Source organism: Qipengyuania oceanensis, assembly GCF_009827535.1.
In the GTDB taxonomy this organism is placed as follows: domain Bacteria; phylum Pseudomonadota; class Alphaproteobacteria; order Sphingomonadales; family Sphingomonadaceae; genus Qipengyuania_C; species Qipengyuania_C oceanensis.
This window is the reverse complement of the sequence record NZ_WTYN01000001.1, coordinates 350,568-369,563: the sequence shown is the minus strand read 5'-3', so window position 1 is coordinate 369,563 and position 18,996 is coordinate 350,568. Positions and strand designations below refer to the sequence as shown.

The window sequence follows — 18,996 nt, the reverse complement described above, 5'->3', positions numbered from 1 at the left end:
GTGACGCCCGATGTGCTGACGGACGATTTCGCGCCGGAAAAGCGCGTGGCGCTCGCGTGGACGCCGGTTCGCGCTCGCCCGTTGCTGGCGACCTTTCTAGGGCTGGACCAGCGGCTGGCGCGGATCGTGAGCCAGGCGAGCGAGCCCATGCTCGCACAATTGCGGCTCGCCTGGTGGCGTGACGAACTAGCGAAGCCGCCGGAGCTGAGGCCGACCGGCGATGTCGTGCTGGACGCGATCGGCGCGCACTGGCGCGGGCGGGAAGGATCGCTCGCAAGCTTGGTCGATGGCTGGGAACTGCTGCTGGTCGACGAACTCGCGCCCCATGTGGCGGAGAACTTCGTCGCTCAACGAGCCGACGGCCTTGCCGGATTTGCCGCTCTTGTAGAACCGCAAAGCGAAGCGGCGGCGCGGGAGGCGGGAATTATCTGGGCAGCGATGGACGCGAGCGTCCACGCCTCGGACGCAGGAGAGCGCGAGATGCTGCGCGCGATTGCGCTCGACCACGGTCTGCCGGTGCTGCCCCGTGTCTTGCGCGGACTTCACGTGCTCGCGGGGCTCGGGATGCGCGCCGCCCGTCGCAACGATCCCGCGCTGATGGCGGGCCGGGGCGGGGCACTCGCCGCGCTACGGCTTGGCTTTTCCGGTCGCTAGGCTATCCTCGGCGAAACAAGGGGTTATAGCGATGCGCTCATTCGTTCTCGGAGCATTTCTTGCGCTCGCATTGGCCGGCCTCGGCGTGTTCTGGTGGCAGGGTCGGGCCGAGGTGGAGCAGGGCGCGCCGCCACCCATGGTCCAGGAGCCTGTTGCCAATCCGACCGTCCTGCCGAGCGTGGACGTCACCGATTTGCAGGGCCCCGCGCCGCCCGAAGCAAGCGAGTTGACCCGCGAGCAAAGGCGTTTCTTCCGCTACGATCGCAATCGCGATCTGCGAATTACGCGCAACGAGATGCTCTCGACCCGCACCGACGCCTTCCGCAAGCTCGACAAGGACGGCAACAACCTGCTGACCTTCGAGGAATGGGCGGTAGCCACCGTCGGCAAGTTCGAAGGCGCGGACGTGGACGGGGACAACAGCCTGACCCAGCGGGAATTCGCGACGACCGCACCCAAGCCGGCCAAACGCAAGCCTGCGTGTCGCTGCTGACCCAGCGCGTCAGGCCGGGACGGCGTCCATCCCGGCAAGCCATTCCCCGATATCGGCCTTGGCGCGGGCGGTATAAGCCTCCTTGCGCTGCTTCTTCTTCACCTCGTGCAGCGGCGGGAACAATCCGAAATTGACGTTCATCGGCTGGAACGTGGCCGCTTCGGCATCACCGGTGATGTGGCTCAGCAGCGCGCCCATTGCAGTGCTACGTGGCGGCGGCGACCACGTTTCGCCCGCCAGTTCGGCTGCCGTCATCATGCCTGCGAGCAGGCCGACCGCAGAGGATTCGACATAGCCTTCGCAGCCGGTGATCTGTCCGGCGAAGCGTACGTGCGAGGCGCCACGCAGCCGCAACTGGCGGTCGAGCACCAGTGGCGAATTGATGAAGGTGTTGCGGTGCAGCCCGCCGAGCCTGGCGAATTCCGCGTTCTCCAGGCCCGGGATCGTGCGGAACAGCTCGACCTGCGCGCCATACTTGAGCTTCGTCTGGAAGCCGACCATGTTCCACAACGTACCGAGCTTGTTGTCCTGCCGCAGTTGCACGACGGCGTAGGGCCAGCGGCCCTGTGGATGTTCCTCGCTGGTGTCGTAGGGATTGTCGAGACCGACACCCTTCATCGGGCCGTACCGCAGCGTTTCGACCCCGCGCGCAGCCATGACTTCAATGGGCATGCACCCATCGAAATAGGGCGTGTCCGCTTCCCATTCGCGAAACTCGGTCTTTTCGCCGTCCATCAGCCCCTGGTGGAAAGCGAGATACTGCTCCTTCGTCATCGGGCAGTTGATGTAGTCGCCGCCTTCGTTGGAAGCCTCGGTGCGCTTGTTCCACCGGCTCTGGATCCAGCATTTCGACATATCGATGCTGTCGCGGTGGACGATGGGCGCGATCGCGTCGAAGAAAGCCAGGCGGTCCTGGCCCGTTGCCGCGACGATGCTCTGCGCGAGGGCTTGCGCCGTCAACGGCCCGGTCGCCACAATCGTCAGTCCGGCATCGGGAAGCGTGTCGACCCGCTCGCGTACCACGGTGATCCCGGGATGTGCCAGAAGGCGCCGCTCGACCTCGGCGGAGAAAACGTCGCGATCGACCGCCATGGCGCTGCCGGCCGGAACGCGCGCCACTTCGCCCGCCGACATCACGATGCTGTCGAGCCGCCGCATCTCGTCGTGCAACAGGCCGACCGCGTTCTTGTCGCTGTCGTCCGAGCGGAAGGAGTTGGAGCAGACCAGCTCGGCCAGCCCATCGGTCTGGTGTGCAGGCGTCGTCTCGCCGCTGCCGCGCATTTCGGACAGCCGCACGCTGAAGCCGCGCTTGGCGAGTTGCCAGGCGGCCTCGCTGCCTGCCAGCCCGCCGCCGATGATGTGGACATCATGTGCCATGGCCGCCCCCTAGAGCTTGCGAGGGGCGGGCATCAAGTCCAGACATCACCGCATCATGCCGAAGCGCGCCCTTGTCGATCATCGCCCCTGGCTGCTGCTCAGCATCGTGAGCGCCGTGGCGTACTACTTCCTGACCGACAATCAGCTCGGGGGCACGTGGCTTATTCTCCTGAAGGGCGGCGCGTGCATGGCACTGGCGGTCTACGCGTGGCAGCGGCATGACAGTGCCAATGCGAAGCTGATCGCACTCTACCTGTTACTGTGCTCGCTGGCGGACATGGCGCTCGAGCTCTGGTTCGAGATCGGCGGCGCGCTGTTCTTCGCCGCGCACCTTGCGGCGATCTCGCTGTATCTGCGCAACCGGCGCATTCACTTGGCGCCGAGCCAGCGAATTCTTGCCGCGCTCTTGCTCGTGGCGACACCGCTCGTCTGCTGGCTGCTTTCGTCCAGCCCTGCCGTAGGACTCTACGGCCTCGCGCTGGGGGGGATGGCGGCGGGTGCCTGGATCAGCCGTTTCCCCCGCTACCGCGTCGGCGCCGGGGCAGTGCTGTTCGTGATTTCCGATTTTCTGATCTTCGCACGCATGGGCGGAAATCTGGTAGGCGTTGCGGACCTGCTCGTCTGGCCGATCTATTTCTCGGCGCAGTTCCTGATCGCCACCGGCGTCATCCGCACGTTGCGCGGCGAATTGAAAGCCAGCACGGACTAACCGGCAAAGGCAGCGATCGTCGTGCGGTGCAACTCACGCCGGTGGCCTTCGTAGCCGCCGGTCGCCTTGTGCAGGACGGCGCGATTGTCCCACATGACAAGCATGTCGGGCTCCCAGCGATGGCGGTAGACGAACTCGTCGCGCGACTGCCAGGCTGCAAGTTCGGACAGCAAGGCGAAGGCGTCGCCCTCCGCCATGCCTTCGATCCCGACGATGTAGCCGAGCGTTGAATAGAGAGCCTCTTCGCCGGTCTCGGGATGGCGGTGGACCAGCGGATGCAATTGCGTCGCGCGGGCCGTCTCCCCCGGACGGATCGCCATGCTGCGTCCTTCGTCCTTTTCGCCATATGTGCCGTCGGGTGCATAGGCCAGTCTGGCGCTATGGATCGCGGTCAGCGTACGCAGGTGCTGCTTGCGATCGCCGGGCAGCGCAGCAAAGGCCGCGACCTGGTCGGCAAACAGAGTATCGCCGCCAGTCGGCGGAATTTCGATGGCGAGGAGGCAAGTGCCCGCCGGCGGCTGCTCGAGAAAGCTCCAGTCGCTGTGCCAGTTTTCTGCGAACAGAGGTGTCGTCTCGTCCGCCTCGCGCAGGATCGCGGCGATGTTCTGTCGCCCGTCGATCGGGGCAAAGAACGGGTCTTCGCCGAAACCACCCATGTGTAGAGTGAACCTCTCCAGAGCGTCATCGTCCATTCCGGACTGGCCCGGGAAGGCGACGACACGATGGCGAAGCCAGATTTCGCGGATCTCGGCAATGGTCTCGGCACCGAGCGGCGCGGACAGGTCGACACCACTCACACGGGCGCCGCATGCCTGTCCGCTCAATTCGACGTGCAAGCACATTGCTGCAACTCAGCCTCCCGGTTCGCCCTCGATATTCTTGTCGGAATGGGCGGTGGTGTAGGGCTCGGTCGTTGAAGCTTCGCGATCGGCGAGTTCTTCGGCGATCGCCTCTTCCGCTTCGTTTTCCGGTTCCTCGGTTTCGTCGATCAGCGCCGCGCCGACGATATGTTCACCCTTGGCTACGTCAAAGATCTTGAGGCCCGAAGACCCGCGTCCGTAGACCGAGAAACCCTTGTGCTCCTCGAACCCGTTCTCGAGCAGATGGCGCAAGCGGATCGGCAAGCGGATCAGCTTGGCCTGGTCGGTGACAAGCATGAGCTGCGATCCGTCGCGCACCGGGAAGCTCGCCACGACCGGGCCATTGCGGTCTGGATTGCTCGACGGTTCGCCGATGTTGGTCAGGCCCATGCCGCCACGCCCGATGGTGCGATATTCGTAGGCGGACGAGATCTTCCCATAGCCGTTGGCGGTCAGCGTGAGGATGAATTCCTCGTTCTCCGCCATCTGCTCGAAGACGGCGCTGTCCAACACCGATTCGGCATCGTTGTTCTTCCAGGCCGCGGCTCGCAGATACGCGTCACGCTGCTCGGTATCCCAATCGCCCGCATCGAGCACCGCCATCGAGACGACCTTCTGGCCTTCCTTCAGCTTCATGCCGCGAACGCCGATGCCGGTGCGGCTCTTGGTTTCGCGCGCGTCGGTTGCGGAAAACCGGATCGCCTTTCCGGCATCGCTCGCCAGGAAAATCTCCTGTTCTTCGGTAAGAAGTTCGACGCCGATCAACCGGTCGCCCGACCCTTCGACGAAGCCCATCGCGTATTTGCCGTTGGTCGGCACATTGGTGAAGGCGTCCATCGAATTGCGGCGGACCATGCCCTGTTCGGTCGCGAAGACGATGTTGAGGTTTGCCCATTCGGTCTCGTCTTCGGGCAGGGGCAGGACGTTGGTAACCCTCTCATCGTCTCCAAGAGGCAGCAGGTTGACCATCGGCCGGCCCTTGGTCTGCGGGCCGCCTTCCGGCAGCTTCCATACCTTCAGGCGATAGACCCGGCCGGTGTTCGTAAAGAACAGCACCGGATTGTGGGTCGAGGTAACGAACATCTCGACCACGGCATCCTCGTCCTTGGTCGCCATGCCGCTGCGGCCCTTGCCACCCTTCTTCTGGGCGCGGAAGGTCGAGAGCGGGGTGCGCTTGATGTAACCGCCATGGGTTACCGTGACGACCATCTCATCGCGCTCGATGAGGTCCTCGTCCTCGAGCCCGTCCCAGGCCGGCGCGATCTCGGCGAGGCGCGGCGTGGCGTAGGTGTCGCGGATCTCCTCGAGTTCCTGGCGCATGACGGCGTAGAGCTTCACGCGGTCGGCAAGGAGCGAGAGGAAATATTCGATCTTGGTCGCGAGTTCCTTGAGCTCGTCGCCGATTTCGTCGCGACCCAGAGCGGTCAGGCGATGCAGGCGCAGGTCGAGGATCGCTTTCACCTGCCGTTCGGACAGGCGGTAGGTTCCGCCGCTCTCGTCGGCGTTCGGCTCGATCGCTTCCACCAGTCGGATGTACTGCGCGATGTCGCCGATCGGCCAATCCTTGGTCAACAGGCGCGAGCGAGCCTCAGCCGGATTGGGCGCGGTGCGGATCATCGCGACGACCTCGTCGAGGTTGGACACGGCGACCACCAGGCCGAGCAAGACATGCGCCCGCTCGCGCGCCTTGTTCAGTTCGAACTTGGTGCGCCGCGTGATGACCTGCTCGCGGAACTGGATGAAGGCCTTGATGATGTCGCGCAGCGTAAGCGTTTCCGGCCGCCCGCCGCGGATCGCGAGCATGTTGGCAGGGAAGCTGGATTGCGCCGGGGTGTGCCGCCAGATCTGGTTGAGCACGACATCCGCGGTCGCATCGCGCTTGAGGTCGACGACGACGCGGACGCCTTCACGCGAACTTTCGTCGCGAATGTCGGAAATGCCCTCGATCCGCTTTTCCTTCGCGGCATCGGCGATCTTCTCGACCAGGTTCGATTTGCCGACCTGATAGGGAATCGACGTCAGCACGATCGACTGGCGATCGCCGCGCTTGGTCTCGATCTCGTGACGCGCGCGCATCAGGATGGAGCCGCGACCGGTCGTGTAGGCTGCCCGCGCCCCGGACTGGCCGAGGATCAGCGGCGCGGTCGGGAAATCTGGACCGGGGATGATCTCGAACAATTCTTCCGAGGTGATCGCCGGGTTTTCCATGAACGCGAGACAGCCGGCAATCACTTCGCCCAGGTTGTGGGGCGGGACATTGGTCGCCATCCCGACCGCGATGCCGCCGGCACCATTGACGAGCAGATTGGGGAAGCGCGCCGGAAGTACCGTCGGCTCCTTGGTCGAACCGTCGTAGTTCTCGGCAAAGTCGACGGTGTCCTTGTCGAGATCGTCGAGCAGCGAATTGGCGACCCGCGCCAGGCGCGCCTCGGTGTAGCGCATGGAAGCCGGCGGGTCCGGGTCCATCGACCCGAAGTTGCCCTGGCCATCGACCAACGGCACGCGCATCGACCATGGCTGCGTCATGCGCGCCAGCGCATCGTAGATCGCGGCATCGCCGTGCGGGTGATAATTACCCATCACGTCGCCGACGATCTTGGCGCTCTTGCGGTAGGGCCGCCCGGCGACGAAGCCGCCTTCCTGGCTGGCGTAGAGAATTCGGCGATGCACCGGCTTGAGCCCGTCGCGCACGTCGGGCAACGCGCGGCTGACGATCACGCTCATCGCGTAATCGAGGTAGCTCGTCTTCATCTCATCGACGATGTCGATGCGTTCGAATTCGTCGCCCGGAGGGGGCGTGTCGATAATGTCGGTTTCGTCGCTCAAAATGCGGCCTTTTTGTCAGATTTCCGCGCTTTTCGGTATCGTCGTGAGCCTAGGGCATCTGGCCGTGCAATGCCACCAAGACCGGGAACCAAGGCGCTGTGTCGAGCGCTTTTTCCACAATACCGGACCATGGTTACATGAAGCTTTGGTCCATATCGCATTCAAAGGCTGTTCAGCGGACAAACCCTACAACCAAATTGCATTTTCACCTAATCGCCGCCATCAGCAGATTCATCAAATTCACGCGAGGCCGGACCGCTTCGCCAGATATCTCTGGGAGACTAACTCAATGATCTTCGATCCCCGTAATCTCGTTGCGCGCAAGTCGCGTGGCTCTTCTCACCTTGCACTCGCGCTCGCGATGGCAACCGGCGCGCTGGTCGCGACCGCCGGCTTCGCAGAGCCTGCCTATGCGCAGAAGAAAAAGAAGGAAGAGGCGCCCAAATCCAATTATTCCAAGGAATTCATCGCGGCTTACAGCCCGGTTTCCGAAATGACCAAGGTTACGCCGCCTGACGTGGCGGCACTGAAGGCCGCACTGCCGACAGTCCTTGCCGCCGTGCAGACGCCGGACGATCGCCTCGCCGCGGGTAGCCTCGTTCTGCAGGTCGGCCAGTTCGGCCAGGACACTGCTCTCCAGTACCAGGGCCTCGAGCTCATGATTGCCAGCGGCAAGGCCGCTGCCGACAAGGCTCCGCTGTATAACTTCTTCGCAGGTCAGCTGGCTTACAATGCGAAGGACTACGCCAAGGCGCGTAATTACATCCAGACGGCCTACGACCTCGGCTACCGCGAGAACGATCCGCAGCTGCTGATCGCACAGACCTATTTCAACGACGATCAGTATGCCGAAGGTCTCAAGTATCTGAGCGCGATCATCGATGCCAAGCAGGCCGCCGGCGAGCCGGTCGACGAGGCGTGGATCAAAGCTGGCCTGGCCAATGCGTACAACAACAAGCTGAATGCGCAGGCGCAGGATTACGCGCGCCGGTACGTCAGCATGTATCCCAGCCAGACGAGCTGGGCCGATGCAGTCGCCATCGTGCTCAACACGAACAACTACGAGTATCCGGAAATCCTCGACCTGATGCGCCTGGCACGCCGGGCGGACGGTCTGCGCGATGCCCAGCTCTACAAGGAATACCTCGAAGCAGCCGATCCGCGCCGTCTTCCGGGCGAAGTGGTGTCGCTGATCGACGAAGGCTATACCAAGGGCAAGCTGGATCGCAGCGACACGCTGATCAGCGACTGGTACAAGATCGCCAAGGAGCGCGAGAAGGTCGATCTCGCCGAACTGCCGAGCTACGGCGCCGATGCCCGCAAGCCCAATGCGACCGTCAAGACTGTGGTTGCGGCAGGCGATGCCTATCTCAACTACGGTAAGGCTGCAGAAGCCGAGGAGTTCTACAGCAAGGCTGCCGGCATGCCGGGCGCCAACACCCCGCTGGTGCTCACGCGCCTTGGTATCGCACAGCTCGATCAGGGCAAGTATGCCGAAGCGCAGGCGACCTTCAACAAGGTGCAGGGCGCAAGGCAGGCGATCGCCAACCTCTACTCGGTCTACGCGACCCAGAAGAGCGGCGGCTGACAGCCCTCTCTTGAACGAAAAGCGGCGCGGGGGGAAACCTCCGCGCCGTTTTCTTTTGCGCTCTCAGCGCGGTCCTCGGTCAGCGCAGGCGCTTGACCCACACCGAGTTGTCCCGGCGTTCGACCTTGAACTGCTCGATCGCGTCGAACAGGTCGATCAGTCGCTTGAAGCCATAGTTGCGCACATCGAAGCTCGAGCGGTTTCCGGCGATCTGGCCGACTTCGCCCATCTGCGCGTAACCGTCCTCGTCACGGTTGGCGGCTTTCCACGCCGTTCCGAGAAGATCGACCAGTTCCTCGTCGATCTGAGCCTTGGCCGCGCTCTTCTTCTGCTGCGGGGTTTCCTCGTCCGATGCGCCGCGGATCAGGGCGTCGATGTCGATGAAGCGAGTACACGCGCTTTTGAAGGCGGCCGGGGTCTTCTGCGTGCTGCCGAAGCCGTAGACGACGAGGCCGTCCTGGCGCAGGCGCGTAACGAGGGGCGTGAAGTCGCTGTCCGAACTCATAATGCCGAACCCGTCGACCTTCCCTTGGTAGAGCAGGTCGATGGCATCGATCGTCATCGCCATGTCGGTCGCATTCTTGCCTGCCGTCAGGTCGAACTGCTGGTGCGGCTGGATGCCGTAGCGATGGGTGATCGTGTCCCACTTCGCGAGGTTGTTCTTGGCGAAATTGCCATAGGCGCGCTTGATGTTGACCTGGCCCAGTTCCGCCATGACGGTCAGGACCGGGTCGATTCCGCGCGGCGAGGTGTTGTCCGCGTCGATCAGCAACGCGATATTCTTGAGTTCGTTTTCCGCCATGCCCGGCTAGATGGCCGTCCGGCCATCCATGCGCAAGTCACTCCGCAGGCACGAACTCTCCCGTCCCGTGATCGAGCACGCGCAGGATGCCGTCGGAGATCGCGAAGTGACCGCCGTGCAGCGTAAGCTCGCCGCGCTCGACCTTCTCCTGCACGTATGGGAAGCTCATCAGGTTGGTCAGGCTCACCTTGACCGCCTCCAGCTCCATCGCAAGTTCGGCTTCGCGCCCACTCGTGCCGAGACGAGCAGCGATCGGCTCGCGCGCTTCCTCCAGCATGTCCACCCAATGGGCGACGAAGCCGCCTTCGCCCAGTTCGTTGCCGTGCAGGCTCTGCGTCAGGGCCGCCTGGCAGCCACCGCACAGGCCATGCCCCATGACCAGAATTTCCTTCACCTTGAGGAATTGCACCGCGAACTCGACCGCTGCCGAGACGCCGTGACGCCCGGGCGTGGTTTCGTAAGGGGGGACCAGCGCGGCAACGTTGCGGACTACGAAGATTTCGCCCGGTGCGACATTCAGGATCTGCGCAGGATCGACCCGGCTGTCGGAGCACGAGATGACCATCACCTGCGGCGACTGTCCTTCGGCTAGCTCGGCCCAGCGGGCGCGTTCCTCGCGCCAGTCTCCCGAGCGGAAAATGCGATAGCCCTCGATCATGTCTGCGAATGTCTTCATCGCGGGCTGCGCTGCAATGTTTCTCGTCACAGTTCAAGTAGGCTTGTCTTGCGGCCAATCTCGTGCCGCCCTAGATGGGCCGGATGAACGATCTCTCATCTGTCCCGGAACCGCGCGAGCCGCGCCAGCGCAAGCCTGACTGGATCCGGGTCAAGGCACCCACGAGCCAGGGCTACAACGATACGCGCAAGCTGATGCGCGAACTCAACCTCAACACGGTGTGCGAAGAGGCGGCTTGTCCCAACATCGGGGAATGCTGGACCAAGAAACACGCGACCGTGATGATCCTCGGCGATGTCTGCACGCGCGCCTGCGCGTTCTGCAACGTCAAGACGGGCATGCCGCGGATGGTCGATCCGCTCGAGCCCGAGCATACCGCCGCGGCTGCAGCCAAGCTGGGCCTCGAACACATCGTGGTCACGTCGGTCGATCGTGACGATCTGCCGGATGGCGGGGCAGGGCAGTTCGTCAAGGTCATCAAGGCTTTGCGGCGCGAGACTCCGGACACCACGATCGAGATCCTGACGCCGGATTTCAGGGGCAAGATGCGCCCCGCGGTCGAGGCGATCTGCGAGGCCGGGCCCGACGTATACAACCACAATCTGGAAACCGTGCCGCGGCTCTATCCCACGATCCGGCCGGGCGCGCGCTATTACGCGTCGCTGCGGTTGCTCGAGGAAGTCAAATCGCACGATCCGATGATCTTCACCAAGTCGGGCATCATGCTGGGCCTCGGCGAGCAGCGCCTGGAAGTGCATCAGGTGATGGACGACATGCGCACTGCGGACATCGATTTCATGACGATGGGGCAGTACCTGCAACCCACTCCCCGACACGCCAAGATCGAGGAATTCGTCACGCCCAAGGCCTTCGATGCATACGGCGCGATCGCCCGGGCGAAGGGGTTCCTGCAGGTCGCGGCCAGTCCGCTCACACGGTCCAGCTATCACGCGGGTGACGATTTTGCAGAGATGCGTGCCGCCCGTGAAGCCAAGTTCGCCAAGGCTGCCGCCAAACAGTCCGCCTGATGCCGGGAATCCACGAAGTCCACGCCCTGCCGTACAGCGCGGAGCAGATGTTCGATCTGGTCGCCGACGTTGCGCGCTATTCCGACTTTCTGCCGTGGGTGGTCGCCACCCGGGTCCGTTCGGACAGCGAGACCGAAATGGTTGCCGACATGCTCGTGGGCTTCAAGGCGATCCGCGAGAAGTTCACCTCGCGGGTGACGAAGGATCGACCGAGGGTGATCGTCGTCCATTACGTCGACGGGCCCTTGCGCGATCTCGACAACCGGTGGGAATTCCGCCCGCTCGGGCCGGACAGTTGCGAGATCGAGTTCTGCGTCGACTTCACGTTCAAGAACAGGGTGTTCGAGGCGCTCGCAGGGCAGTATTTCGACAGCGCGTTCCGGCGGATGGTAGCCGCCTTCGAGCAGCGTGCGCATGAACTCTACGGCAGCAGCAGGTCCAGCGCGCAAAGCACGGCCTGACGGCGGATCTCGCCGCGCCCGTTATCACCGAAATCGCGTGATTCCCCTTGCGGCTCCCCGGGAGCATCGCGGACCGCCTTTGCGAATACGACCGTCCCCACGGGCTTCAGCGCGGTTCCGCCGCCGGGCCCGGCTACTCCGCTGATTGCGACGGCGACATCGGCTCCGCTTTTCTCGAGCGCGCCCTTGGCCATCGCCCACACGCAAGCGATGGACACGGCACCGAAGGTCTCGATAATCTCGCTCGAAACGCCGAGCATCTCCATCTTCGCTTCGTTGGAATAGGTTACGTAGCCGCGTTCCAGCACCGCCGACGAGCCGGGAATCTCGGTCAATGCCGCCGTCACGAGGCCGCCGGTGCAGCTCTCGGCGACGGTGACCTTGCGACCAAGCGCCGCGTTTTCCTCGATCACGCGGCGGGCGAGATCGTCGATGTCGGCGGGGAGTAATCTGTCGGTCGTCATGGTCCTACCGTATCAGCTGGATTGAACGGTTGCGATAGCCTGCGCGGCGATGCCTTCTCCGCGGCCGGTAAAGCCGAGGCGCTCTGTAGTGGTTGCCTTGACGCTGACCCGGGCCGGATCGCATTGCAGGATGTCGGCGATACGGTTTCGCATGGCGTCCCGATGCGGGCCGATTTTCGGCGCTTCGCAGATGATCGTCAGATCAATGCTGGCAATCGCGAAGCCCGCTTCGGCGACGAGCCCGCCTGCATGGGCAAGGAACCGGTCGGACGATGCGCCTTTCCACTGCGGATCGCTGGGCGGGAAATGATCGCCGATATCGCCCGCGCCGACACTGCCGAGCAGCGCGTCGGTAATGGCGTGAAGCGCCACGTCGGCATCGCTGTGACCGGACAGCCCCTTGTCGTGATCGAGTTTCAGGCCGGCGAGCCACAATTCCTCACCTTCTACCAGGCGGTGCACATCGAAGCCCATTCCGGTGCGGGTCAGGGGAAGCCGGTCCACGAAATCCTCCGCGAAAGTGATTTTCTTCAGCCGCTCGTCGCCGGCAACGAAGCGGACTTCGCCTCCGTTCGCCATCAGCACCTGCGCGTCATCGCCGGCGTCGGGCTGGCCCTGCCAAGCCTCGTGTGCTGCCAAGATCGTTTCCATGCGAAAGGCCTGTGGTGTCTGGACGCGGCGCAGCGTCTCGCGATCGGCCTTACCCTGCATCCGGTCGCCTTGCGCGACGGCGATACTATCGACCACCGGCAGGACAGGAATGGCGCCTTCGCTGGTTTCGAGGGCACCGAGCAAGCGCTCGATCACATCCCGCGGCACGTCCGGTCTTGCCGCATCGTGTATGAGGACGTGCTCGATATCGGGACCGATGATCGTGAGCAGGCCATGCATGACCGATGTTTGCCGGGTCGCACCGCCCGTGACCAGTACGACGTTTTCCAAGCCGGTGAGGATCTCTTCGGCTATCGTCTCGGCATTCAGCGGGATGACGACAGCAACCGGATCTGAACCGGCAGCCAGCAATCGCTCTACCGAATGGCGCAGCAGCGGCTTGCCGCGGTAGGGCGCGAATTGCTTGGGTAGCGGCTGCCCTGCGCGCAGGCCTGCGCCCGCGGCGACAACGATGGCTGCGAAAGGGGGGAGGGGGGCGACATCCGCCATGGCCAGCCGCTAGACGCTTGCCCTCAAGTCCGCAATCCACTATGCGCTGCACAAATTTTAGGCACATCGACGACAATGACTTCGCTTCCCACCCCTCCGGCGCTGAAGCCGATCGCGATCGGACCGGTCACGATCGACTGCCCGGTCGTGCTCGCGCCGATGACCGGCGTGACGGACAAGCCCTTCCGCACGCTTGTCCGGCGCTATGGCTCGGGCCTCAATGTTACCGAAATGATCGCCAGCGAGGCCGCGATCCGGGAAACGCGCCAGTCGGTGCAGAAGGCGGAATGGCACCCGACCGAGGAACCGGTTTCGATGCAGCTCGTCGGCTGCGATCCGGCAAGCATGGCGGAAGCGGCACAATTGCAGGAAGGTAACGGCGCCGAGGTTATCGATATCAATTTCGGCTGTCCGGTTCGCAAGGTCGTCGGCCAGCTCGCGGGTTCGGCCCTTATGCGCGAAGTACCGCTGGCGACGAAGCTGATGGAAGCGACAGTCAAAGCGGTCGACGTCCCGGTGACGGTCAAGATGCGGATGGGCTGGGACCACGGCGATCTCAATGCGCCGGAACTCGCCCGGATTGCCGAAGATCTCGGCGTTAAGATGGTCACTGTCCACGGCCGCACGCGCAACCAGATGTACAAGGGTAGTGCCGACTGGGCTTTCGTGCGCAAGGTCAAGGAAGCGGTCTCGATCCCGGTCATCGTCAATGGCGATATCTGCGGCGTCGAGGATGCCGCAAAGGCGCTGGAACAATCGGGTGCGGATGGCCTGATGATCGGGCGCGGTGCTTACGGCAAGCCGTGGCTGCTCGGTCAGGTCATGCACTGGTGGCGGACCGGCGAACTGCTGGCCACACCGAGCTTCGACGAGCAGTACGATACGCTGGTCGAGCATTACCACGGCATGCTCGAGCTTTACGGCCGCGATGTCGGGGCCAAGATCGCGCGCAAGCACCTTGGCTGGTATACGAAGGGCATGCATGGCTCGGCCGAATTCCGGAACCGGGTCAATTTCATCGACGACCCCGACCAGGTTCTGGGCGAGGTGGAGCGCTTCTACGAACCATTCCTCCATCGCAGGGCGGCCTAGCCGACGATGGCTTCCGCCGAACCGGAGATCGCGGTCGAGCGCCCCGATGCGCAGGCGCAGATTGCCGGCCTGATCTTTGCAGTCATCCTGATCGACAAGGATCTCCTCGTCACCGAGGCGAACCACGCTGCCGAGGTCATGTTCGGCCGCAGCGCAAAGCGCATCGTCGGTACGCAGCTTTTCGATCTACTGCCGATTGCCGAGCGCCGGATGCGCGAGCGGCTGGCTTCCGTGGACGAACAGCTCATTGCGCGCGGCATTTCGCTGTCGCTCGACGGGATCGCGCGGACGGTCAACCTGACGGCATCCCCGCTTCCTTCGCATCCGGGCTGGCGCGTCCTCACCCTGAGCGATGCCAAGCCATCCGACAGCGAGGTGGAGGAACTGGCCGACGCGGAACTGCGCGCACCGGCGATCCTCGCGCACGAGATTAAAAACCCGCTCTCCGCGATCCGGGGGGCAGGGCAGCTGATCGCCCGCAAGCTGGAAGAAAAGGATCGGCCCCTTGCCCGGATGATTTCCGATGAGGTCGATCGCATCGCCCGGCTGATCGACCGCATGCAGCAGCTCGGCAGCCGCAACGTCGAACCCGTCGGACCGATCAATCTCCACGAGGTCGTCCGCAGTGCGCTGGCCAGCGTGCGCGCGGCGGGCACCAATGGCGTCGAGCTGATCGAGGAGTTCGATCCATCCCTGCCGCAGGTGCTCGCGAATGCCGACGCGCTCGAGCAAGTCCTGATAAACCTCGTCAGCAATGCTCGCGATGCGGTCGATGGGCACGATGACGCCCAGGTGAGGGTGAAGACCCGCTTCGTCAGCGGACTGGTTTTCAATGCGATCCGGTTCGGCAAGTCGATCCGCCTGCCAATCGAGGTCACCGTGACGGACAATGGCCCCGGTATCGACCCCGCCATCCGCGGACACATTTTCGAGCCCTTCGTCACGGGCAAGAAGACGGGGCAGGGACTTGGCCTCGCGCTGGTTCGCAAGCTGGTCAAGGACATGGACGGCCGGATCCATCACGAGCGCGACGAAAAGCTCGGCCTCACGCATTTCCGCATTCACCTGCCGGTCGCGAGGTAGGAACCAGCCATGGCGAAGAAAGTCCTGCTGGTGGAAGACGACCCGGCGATCGCCACGGTGATCAAGGCGGCGCTCGGCGACGAGGGCTACCAGGTCGATCATTGCGAGAGCATCGTCAGGCGCGATGAGCGCATCGCGACCGAGACCTACGATGTGATGTTGACCGATGTCGTCCTGACCGACGGCGACGGCATCGAGAGCATCGCCACGGTGCGGGCGGCACAACCACAGCTGCCGATCATCGTGCTGTCCGCTCAGAATACGCTCGATACCGCGGTTCGCGCAGCCGAAACCGAGGCATTCGAATATTTCCCCAAGCCGTTCGATCTCGACGAGCTGGTGCTTGCGGTGAACCAGGCGGCGTCGTCGCGCGGTAGCGGTGCGCCGTCAGCCGAAGCGGAGAACGACGGGCTGCCGATGGTTGGCCGTAGTCGCGCCATGCAGCAGGTGTACCGGATGATCACACGCGTGCTGCGCAACGACCTCACGGTCCTCGTGCTGGGCGAATCGGGAACCGGCAAGGAACTGGTGGCCGAAGCGATCCACCAGCTCGGTCATCGCAAGTCCGGCCCCTTCGTCGCGGTCAATGCCGCGGCGATCCCGCGCGATCTGATCGAGAGCGAGCTCTTCGGACACGAAAAGGGTGCCTTCACCGGTGCGATCGCGCAATCGATCGGCAAGTTCGAACAGGCCAACGGTGGCACGCTGTTCCTGGACGAGATCGGCGACATGCCCCTGGAAGCGCAAACCCGGCTGTTGCGCGCGCTCCAGTCCGGTCGCATCCGCCGGGTGGGAGGTCGTCAGGAAATCCGCATCGACGTGCGGATCGTGGCTGCCACCAATCGCGACCTGCAGCCGATGATCGCTGCCGGGACGTTCCGCGAGGACCTGTTCTACCGGCTCAATGTGGTGCCGATCGAATTGCCGCCACTGCGCGACCGGACCGAAGACATCGGACCGCTGGCCAGGCACTTCCTGCATCTTGCGGCCGAGGAAGGCCTCCCGCGCCACCAGATTTCCGATGAAGCGATCGCCGCGCTGCAAACGCCTTCCTGGCCGGGGAACGTGCGCGAATTGCGTAACGCCATCTACCGGCTGGCCCTGCTTGCGCGCGAGGACGTGATCGACGACGCAACGGTGCGCGAAGTCGTCAGTTCGAGGGAAGAGCGCCAGTCGGACGACGACCGGTTCGGCTATCAGGCGGCGTTGACCAGGTGGGTAGCGGTCAGCAATCCTGCGCATGGAACGATGTACCACAGCGCGCTCGCTGCTTTCGAGAAGCCGCTGTTCGAACATGCCCTTGCCGAAACGCATGGCAACCAGGTCCAGGCGGCAAAGCTGCTCGGCATAAACCGCAACACCCTGCGTAAGCGCCTGGCCGAACTCGCGATCTATCCCGAGGAATTTGCCGGCCGGCGGTGATTTGATCGCGTTTGTCGGGCCGGCAGCCGCCGTTTGTCGAATTAGTGCTTGCATGATGGCAACACCGGCGTTGTAAGCGTGCAACGATGGCGACCGCTCCTGCTACCACGACAAGACGATTGCCGCGCTTCTGGCGCCGGACCGTCGTCGCGGCGCGCCGGGCGAACATATTCTTCCTGCTGGAAATCGTTGCCGCGATCGCTTTCCTGGCAATGGTCGTCACCACCTACCTTGCCTTCACCACCGCGCCGCCCGACGGCCAGCTGCTGCCGTCCCGGCAAGTTTCGGTTCTGCTGATCGGGACGCTCATTCCGGCAATGGCGATCCTGGTCCTGTGGGGCCGCCGCCGCGCGTTGCGCAGGGCTGCGGGCAGCACCGCCCAGCTCCATGTTCGGCTGGTTTTCTTCTTCTCGCTCGTCGCCGCCATTCCGACTCTGCTGGTCGCGGGTTTTGCGGCCATCCTGTTCCAGTCCGGCGTCGATTTCTGGTTCTCGGACAACTCGCGCGGACTGATGGAGAACGCCAACCAGCTGGCCGAAGCCTACTACGAACAGAACCAGCTCGAAGTCGCGAACGAAACTATCGCCATGGCGAGCGACCTGCGGTTCTATTTCGAGCGCGGCACGCTGACCGATGAGGAATTCGCCGACTTCTACCGGTTCCAGGCGCAGGGTCGCGATCTCAACGAATCAGCCATTCTCCAGGAAATGCCCGACGGCTCGCTGCGGACTGCAGCCATGTTCGACTTGCGCAAGGATAACGAGCCGCAGGACCTCGATTCCGATTTCATCGCTCCGCTGCGCAAGGGCGAACAGGTCGTCGTGGAAGGCAACGCCACCCGGATCGAGGCGCTGGCGCCGATCGATCGCGACAGCGGAATCTTCCTCTACAACGCCCGCAATTCCGAGGCCCTTTCGTTCAACAGCTGGGAACGGGCCAAATCGATCTCGTCGGCTTACGACATACTGACGAGCCGGGCGCGCGCCCTGCAGCTACGGTTCAACCTAGCCCTGTTTTTCGTCTCGCTCGGGCTGGTCTGGCTGGCAGTGTGGTTCGCGCTTCGCTTCGCAGATCGCCAGGTAAAGCCGCTGACCGACCTGGTCCTCGCGGCGCGCGAGGTCGGCGCCGGCAATTTCGCCTTGCGGGTCGAGGGACGCACCGGCGCCGACGAGATCGGCCTGCTCAACCGCGCCTTCAACCGGATGACCGCACAGCTGGAGAAGCAGACCGCCGATCTGGTCACTGCGAACCACGAGCTCGACGAAAGGCGCGCGTTCATCGAGGCCGTGGTCGGCTCCGTTACAGCCGGGATCATCTCGGTGGATGCCGACCGCCAGATCCTGCTCATGAACAGTTCGGCAAACGAGCTACTGACCGAAGACGGTCGCTCAGGGACAGGCCTCGATCTGCGCGATGTCGCGCCGCAGATTGCCGTCATGATCGAGGCGGACTTGTCGCAGGGCGTGGTCAGCGCGAACAAGGGCGGGGACCTGCGCACTCTGGCAGTCAAGATCGGCCGCGAGGGCGACGGACACGTCATCACCTTCGAGGACATCACCAGCCAGCTGCTCAACCAGCGCCAGGCCGCATGGTCCGACGTTGCGCGGCGCATCGCGCACGAGATCAAGAACCCGCTCACCCCGATCCAGCTCGCTACCGAGCGTCTGAAGCGACGGTATCGCAAGCAGATCGAAAGCGACGGGGAGCTGTTCGACGAACTGACCAACACTATCATTCGCCAAGTCGGCGACCTGCGCAAGATGGTCGACGAGTTCTCGTCCTTTGCCCGCCTGCCCAAGCCGGTGTTCCGGCAGGAAGACGCGCTCGACCTGGTCAAGCAGGCACTGTTCCTCCAAGAAGTCGCCCATCCCGAAATCAACTTCGGGCTGTCGGTGGCGCAAGAGGGACCGATCCATTTCCAGGCCGACCGGCACCAAGTGGGCCAGGCGCTGACCAACGTACTCAAGAACGCCGTAGAGGCAGTCGAAGCCAAGGCGAACGTCTCGGAGCCCGATTATCGCGGCCGTATCGCGGTGCTGCTCGAAGCCAGCGACACGATGGTGCGGATAGTGATAGAGGATAACGGCGTCGGCCTGCCGAAGGACAGCGAGCGCATCCTCGAACCCTATGTGACGACACGCGAGAAAGGCACCGGCCTCGGTCTCGCGATCGTCAACAAGATCGTCGAGGAGCACGGCGGAGAGATGAACCTTTCACCCGCGGAAGAGACCGGCACCCGGATCGTCCTGCGGTTTGCGCGCAATCCCGCGCCTCCGTCGCGAGAGCGCGGCGAATGACAC

The 18,996-nt window shown here is 63.7% G+C and carries 17 protein-coding genes; 10 read left to right on the top strand and 7 right to left on the bottom strand.

Annotated features, from left to right (window positions below):
* Entirely contained in the window at positions 1-654 is a 654-nt protein-coding gene (locus tag GRI48_RS01795) for a hypothetical protein (RefSeq protein ID WP_160670549.1), read from the top strand.
* 31 nt (positions 655-685) lie between these two features.
* The gene (locus GRI48_RS01790; protein WP_160670546.1) at positions 686-1,147 is read left to right on the top strand and encodes an EF-hand domain-containing protein; all 462 of its coding nucleotides are present in this window, start codon (positions 686-688) and stop codon (positions 1,145-1,147) included.
* A 9-nt stretch (positions 1,148-1,156) separates the two neighbouring features.
* On the opposite strand, the gene trmFO is transcribed toward GRI48_RS01790, so the two are convergent.
* Positions 1,157-2,524 (bottom strand): methylenetetrahydrofolate--tRNA-(uracil(54)-C(5))-methyltransferase (FADH(2)-oxidizing) TrmFO, encoded by a 1,368-nt coding sequence (gene trmFO / locus GRI48_RS01785; RefSeq protein ID WP_160670543.1) that lies wholly within the window; start codon positions 2,522-2,524, stop codon positions 1,157-1,159.
* A gap of 55 nt (positions 2,525-2,579) precedes the next feature.
* On the opposite strand from trmFO, the gene GRI48_RS01780 reads away from it, so the two are divergent.
* Entirely contained in the window at positions 2,580-3,233 is a 654-nt protein-coding gene (locus tag GRI48_RS01780) for a lysoplasmalogenase family protein (RefSeq protein WP_160670540.1), read from the top strand.
* Here GRI48_RS01780 and GRI48_RS01775 read toward each other — a convergent pair.
* Together GRI48_RS01775 and gyrA are read right to left on the bottom strand one after the other, a co-directional pair.
* A complete protein-coding gene (locus GRI48_RS01775; protein ID WP_160670537.1) occupies positions 3,230-4,075 on the bottom strand; it encodes a TauD/TfdA dioxygenase family protein in 846 nt (281 codons plus the stop codon). The genes GRI48_RS01780 and GRI48_RS01775 overlap by 4 nt on opposite strands.
* 9 nt (positions 4,076-4,084) lie before the next feature.
* A complete protein-coding gene (gene gyrA, locus GRI48_RS01770) occupies positions 4,085-6,919 on the bottom strand; it encodes a DNA gyrase subunit A (protein ID WP_160670534.1) in 2,835 nt (944 codons plus the stop codon).
* Positions 6,920-7,208: 289 nt separating this feature from the next.
* Between gyrA and GRI48_RS01765 the strand changes: the two genes are divergently transcribed.
* Complete coding sequence (locus tag GRI48_RS01765; protein WP_160670531.1) at positions 7,209-8,507, top strand: hypothetical protein; 1,299 nt, start codon at positions 7,209-7,211, stop codon at positions 8,505-8,507.
* Positions 8,508-8,586: 79 nt separating this feature from the next.
* Here GRI48_RS01765 and GRI48_RS01760 read toward each other — a convergent pair whose 3' ends face one another.
* Together GRI48_RS01760 and GRI48_RS01755 are read right to left on the bottom strand one after the other, a co-directional pair.
* Positions 8,587-9,309 (bottom strand): NYN domain-containing protein, encoded by a 723-nt coding sequence (locus GRI48_RS01760; protein WP_160670528.1) that lies wholly within the window; start codon positions 9,307-9,309, stop codon positions 8,587-8,589.
* 37 nt (positions 9,310-9,346) lie between these two features.
* Positions 9,347-9,985, bottom strand: coding sequence for a carbonic anhydrase (locus GRI48_RS01755; protein WP_160670524.1), 639 nt, complete (start codon positions 9,983-9,985; stop codon positions 9,347-9,349).
* A gap of 83 nt (positions 9,986-10,068) precedes the next feature.
* Here GRI48_RS01755 and lipA point away from each other — a divergent pair, with 83 nt between their 5' ends.
* Together lipA and GRI48_RS01745 are read left to right on the top strand one after the other, a co-directional pair.
* The gene (gene lipA / locus GRI48_RS01750; RefSeq protein WP_160670521.1) at positions 10,069-11,013 is read left to right on the top strand and encodes a lipoyl synthase; all 945 of its coding nucleotides are present in this window, start codon (positions 10,069-10,071) and stop codon (positions 11,011-11,013) included.
* Positions 11,013-11,474, top strand: a complete 462-nt coding sequence (locus GRI48_RS01745; RefSeq protein WP_160670518.1) for a type II toxin-antitoxin system RatA family toxin — start codon at positions 11,013-11,015, stop codon at positions 11,472-11,474. Before lipA ends, GRI48_RS01745 begins: the two co-directional genes overlap by 1 nt.
* Here the strand turns inward: GRI48_RS01745 and GRI48_RS01740 are convergent.
* Both GRI48_RS01740 and GRI48_RS01735 read right to left on the bottom strand, forming a co-directional pair.
* A complete protein-coding gene (locus tag GRI48_RS01740) occupies positions 11,435-11,938 on the bottom strand; it encodes a CinA family protein (protein WP_160670515.1) in 504 nt (167 codons plus the stop codon). The genes GRI48_RS01745 and GRI48_RS01740 overlap by 40 nt on opposite strands.
* Before the next feature lie 12 nt (positions 11,939-11,950).
* Complete coding sequence (locus GRI48_RS01735; RefSeq protein WP_160670511.1) at positions 11,951-13,099, bottom strand: bifunctional 2-C-methyl-D-erythritol 4-phosphate cytidylyltransferase/2-C-methyl-D-erythritol 2,4-cyclodiphosphate synthase; 1,149 nt, start codon at positions 13,097-13,099, stop codon at positions 11,951-11,953.
* A gap of 75 nt (positions 13,100-13,174) precedes the next feature.
* Between GRI48_RS01735 and dusB the strand changes: the two genes are divergently transcribed.
* The 4 genes from dusB to GRI48_RS01715 all read left to right on the top strand — a co-directional run bounded on the left by dusB (position 13,175) and on the right by GRI48_RS01715 (position 18,993).
* Positions 13,175-14,191 carry a tRNA dihydrouridine synthase DusB gene (gene dusB / locus GRI48_RS01730; RefSeq protein ID WP_160670508.1) on the top strand — a complete coding sequence of 339 codons (1,017 nt, stop codon included), beginning with the start codon at positions 13,175-13,177 and terminating at the stop codon, positions 14,189-14,191.
* 6 nt (positions 14,192-14,197) lie between these two features.
* The gene (locus tag GRI48_RS01725; RefSeq protein ID WP_160670504.1) at positions 14,198-15,274 is read left to right on the top strand and encodes a two-component system sensor histidine kinase NtrB; all 1,077 of its coding nucleotides are present in this window, start codon (positions 14,198-14,200) and stop codon (positions 15,272-15,274) included.
* Between the two features lie 9 nt (positions 15,275-15,283).
* Positions 15,284-16,696 carry a sigma-54-dependent transcriptional regulator gene (locus tag GRI48_RS01720; protein ID WP_160670501.1) on the top strand — a complete coding sequence of 471 codons (1,413 nt, stop codon included), beginning with the start codon at positions 15,284-15,286 and terminating at the stop codon, positions 16,694-16,696.
* Between the two features lie 86 nt (positions 16,697-16,782).
* Positions 16,783-18,993, top strand: a complete 2,211-nt coding sequence (locus GRI48_RS01715) for a sensor histidine kinase (RefSeq protein WP_160670498.1) — start codon at positions 16,783-16,785, stop codon at positions 18,991-18,993.
* Positions 18,994-18,996: the final 3 nt, after the last annotated feature.

What these genes read in the sequence shown, in the direction of transcription:
- GRI48_RS01790 (WP_160670546.1), top strand. Translation starts at nt 686, where the DNA reads ATGCGCTCATTCGTTCTCGGAGCATTTCTTGCGCTCGCATTGGCCGGC.
- trmFO (WP_160670543.1), bottom strand. Translation starts at nt 2,524, where the DNA reads ATGGCACATGATGTCCACATCATCGGCGGCGGGCTGGCAGGCAGCGAG.
- GRI48_RS01780 (WP_160670540.1), top strand. Translation starts at nt 2,580, where the DNA reads ATGCCGAAGCGCGCCCTTGTCGATCATCGCCCCTGGCTGCTGCTCAGC.
- GRI48_RS01775 (WP_160670537.1), bottom strand. Translation starts at nt 4,075, where the DNA reads ATGTGCTTGCACGTCGAATTGAGCGGACAGGCATGCGGCGCCCGTGTG.
- GRI48_RS01765 (WP_160670531.1), top strand. Translation starts at nt 7,209, where the DNA reads ATGATCTTCGATCCCCGTAATCTCGTTGCGCGCAAGTCGCGTGGCTCT.
- GRI48_RS01760 (WP_160670528.1), bottom strand. Translation starts at nt 9,309, where the DNA reads ATGGCGGAAAACGAACTCAAGAATATCGCGTTGCTGATCGACGCGGAC.
- GRI48_RS01755 (WP_160670524.1), bottom strand. Translation starts at nt 9,985, where the DNA reads ATGAAGACATTCGCAGACATGATCGAGGGCTATCGCATTTTCCGCTCG.
- lipA (WP_160670521.1), top strand. Translation starts at nt 10,069, where the DNA reads ATGAACGATCTCTCATCTGTCCCGGAACCGCGCGAGCCGCGCCAGCGC.
- GRI48_RS01745 (WP_160670518.1), top strand. Translation starts at nt 11,013, where the DNA reads ATGCCGGGAATCCACGAAGTCCACGCCCTGCCGTACAGCGCGGAGCAG.
- GRI48_RS01740 (WP_160670515.1), bottom strand. Translation starts at nt 11,938, where the DNA reads ATGACGACCGACAGATTACTCCCCGCCGACATCGACGATCTCGCCCGC.
- GRI48_RS01735 (WP_160670511.1), bottom strand. Translation starts at nt 13,099, where the DNA reads ATGGCGGATGTCGCCCCCCTCCCCCCTTTCGCAGCCATCGTTGTCGCC.
- dusB (WP_160670508.1), top strand. Translation starts at nt 13,175, where the DNA reads ATGACTTCGCTTCCCACCCCTCCGGCGCTGAAGCCGATCGCGATCGGA.
- GRI48_RS01725 (WP_160670504.1), top strand. Translation starts at nt 14,198, where the DNA reads ATGGCTTCCGCCGAACCGGAGATCGCGGTCGAGCGCCCCGATGCGCAG.
- GRI48_RS01720 (WP_160670501.1), top strand. Translation starts at nt 15,284, where the DNA reads ATGGCGAAGAAAGTCCTGCTGGTGGAAGACGACCCGGCGATCGCCACG.
- GRI48_RS01715 (WP_160670498.1), top strand. Translation starts at nt 16,783, where the DNA reads ATGGCGACCGCTCCTGCTACCACGACAAGACGATTGCCGCGCTTCTGG.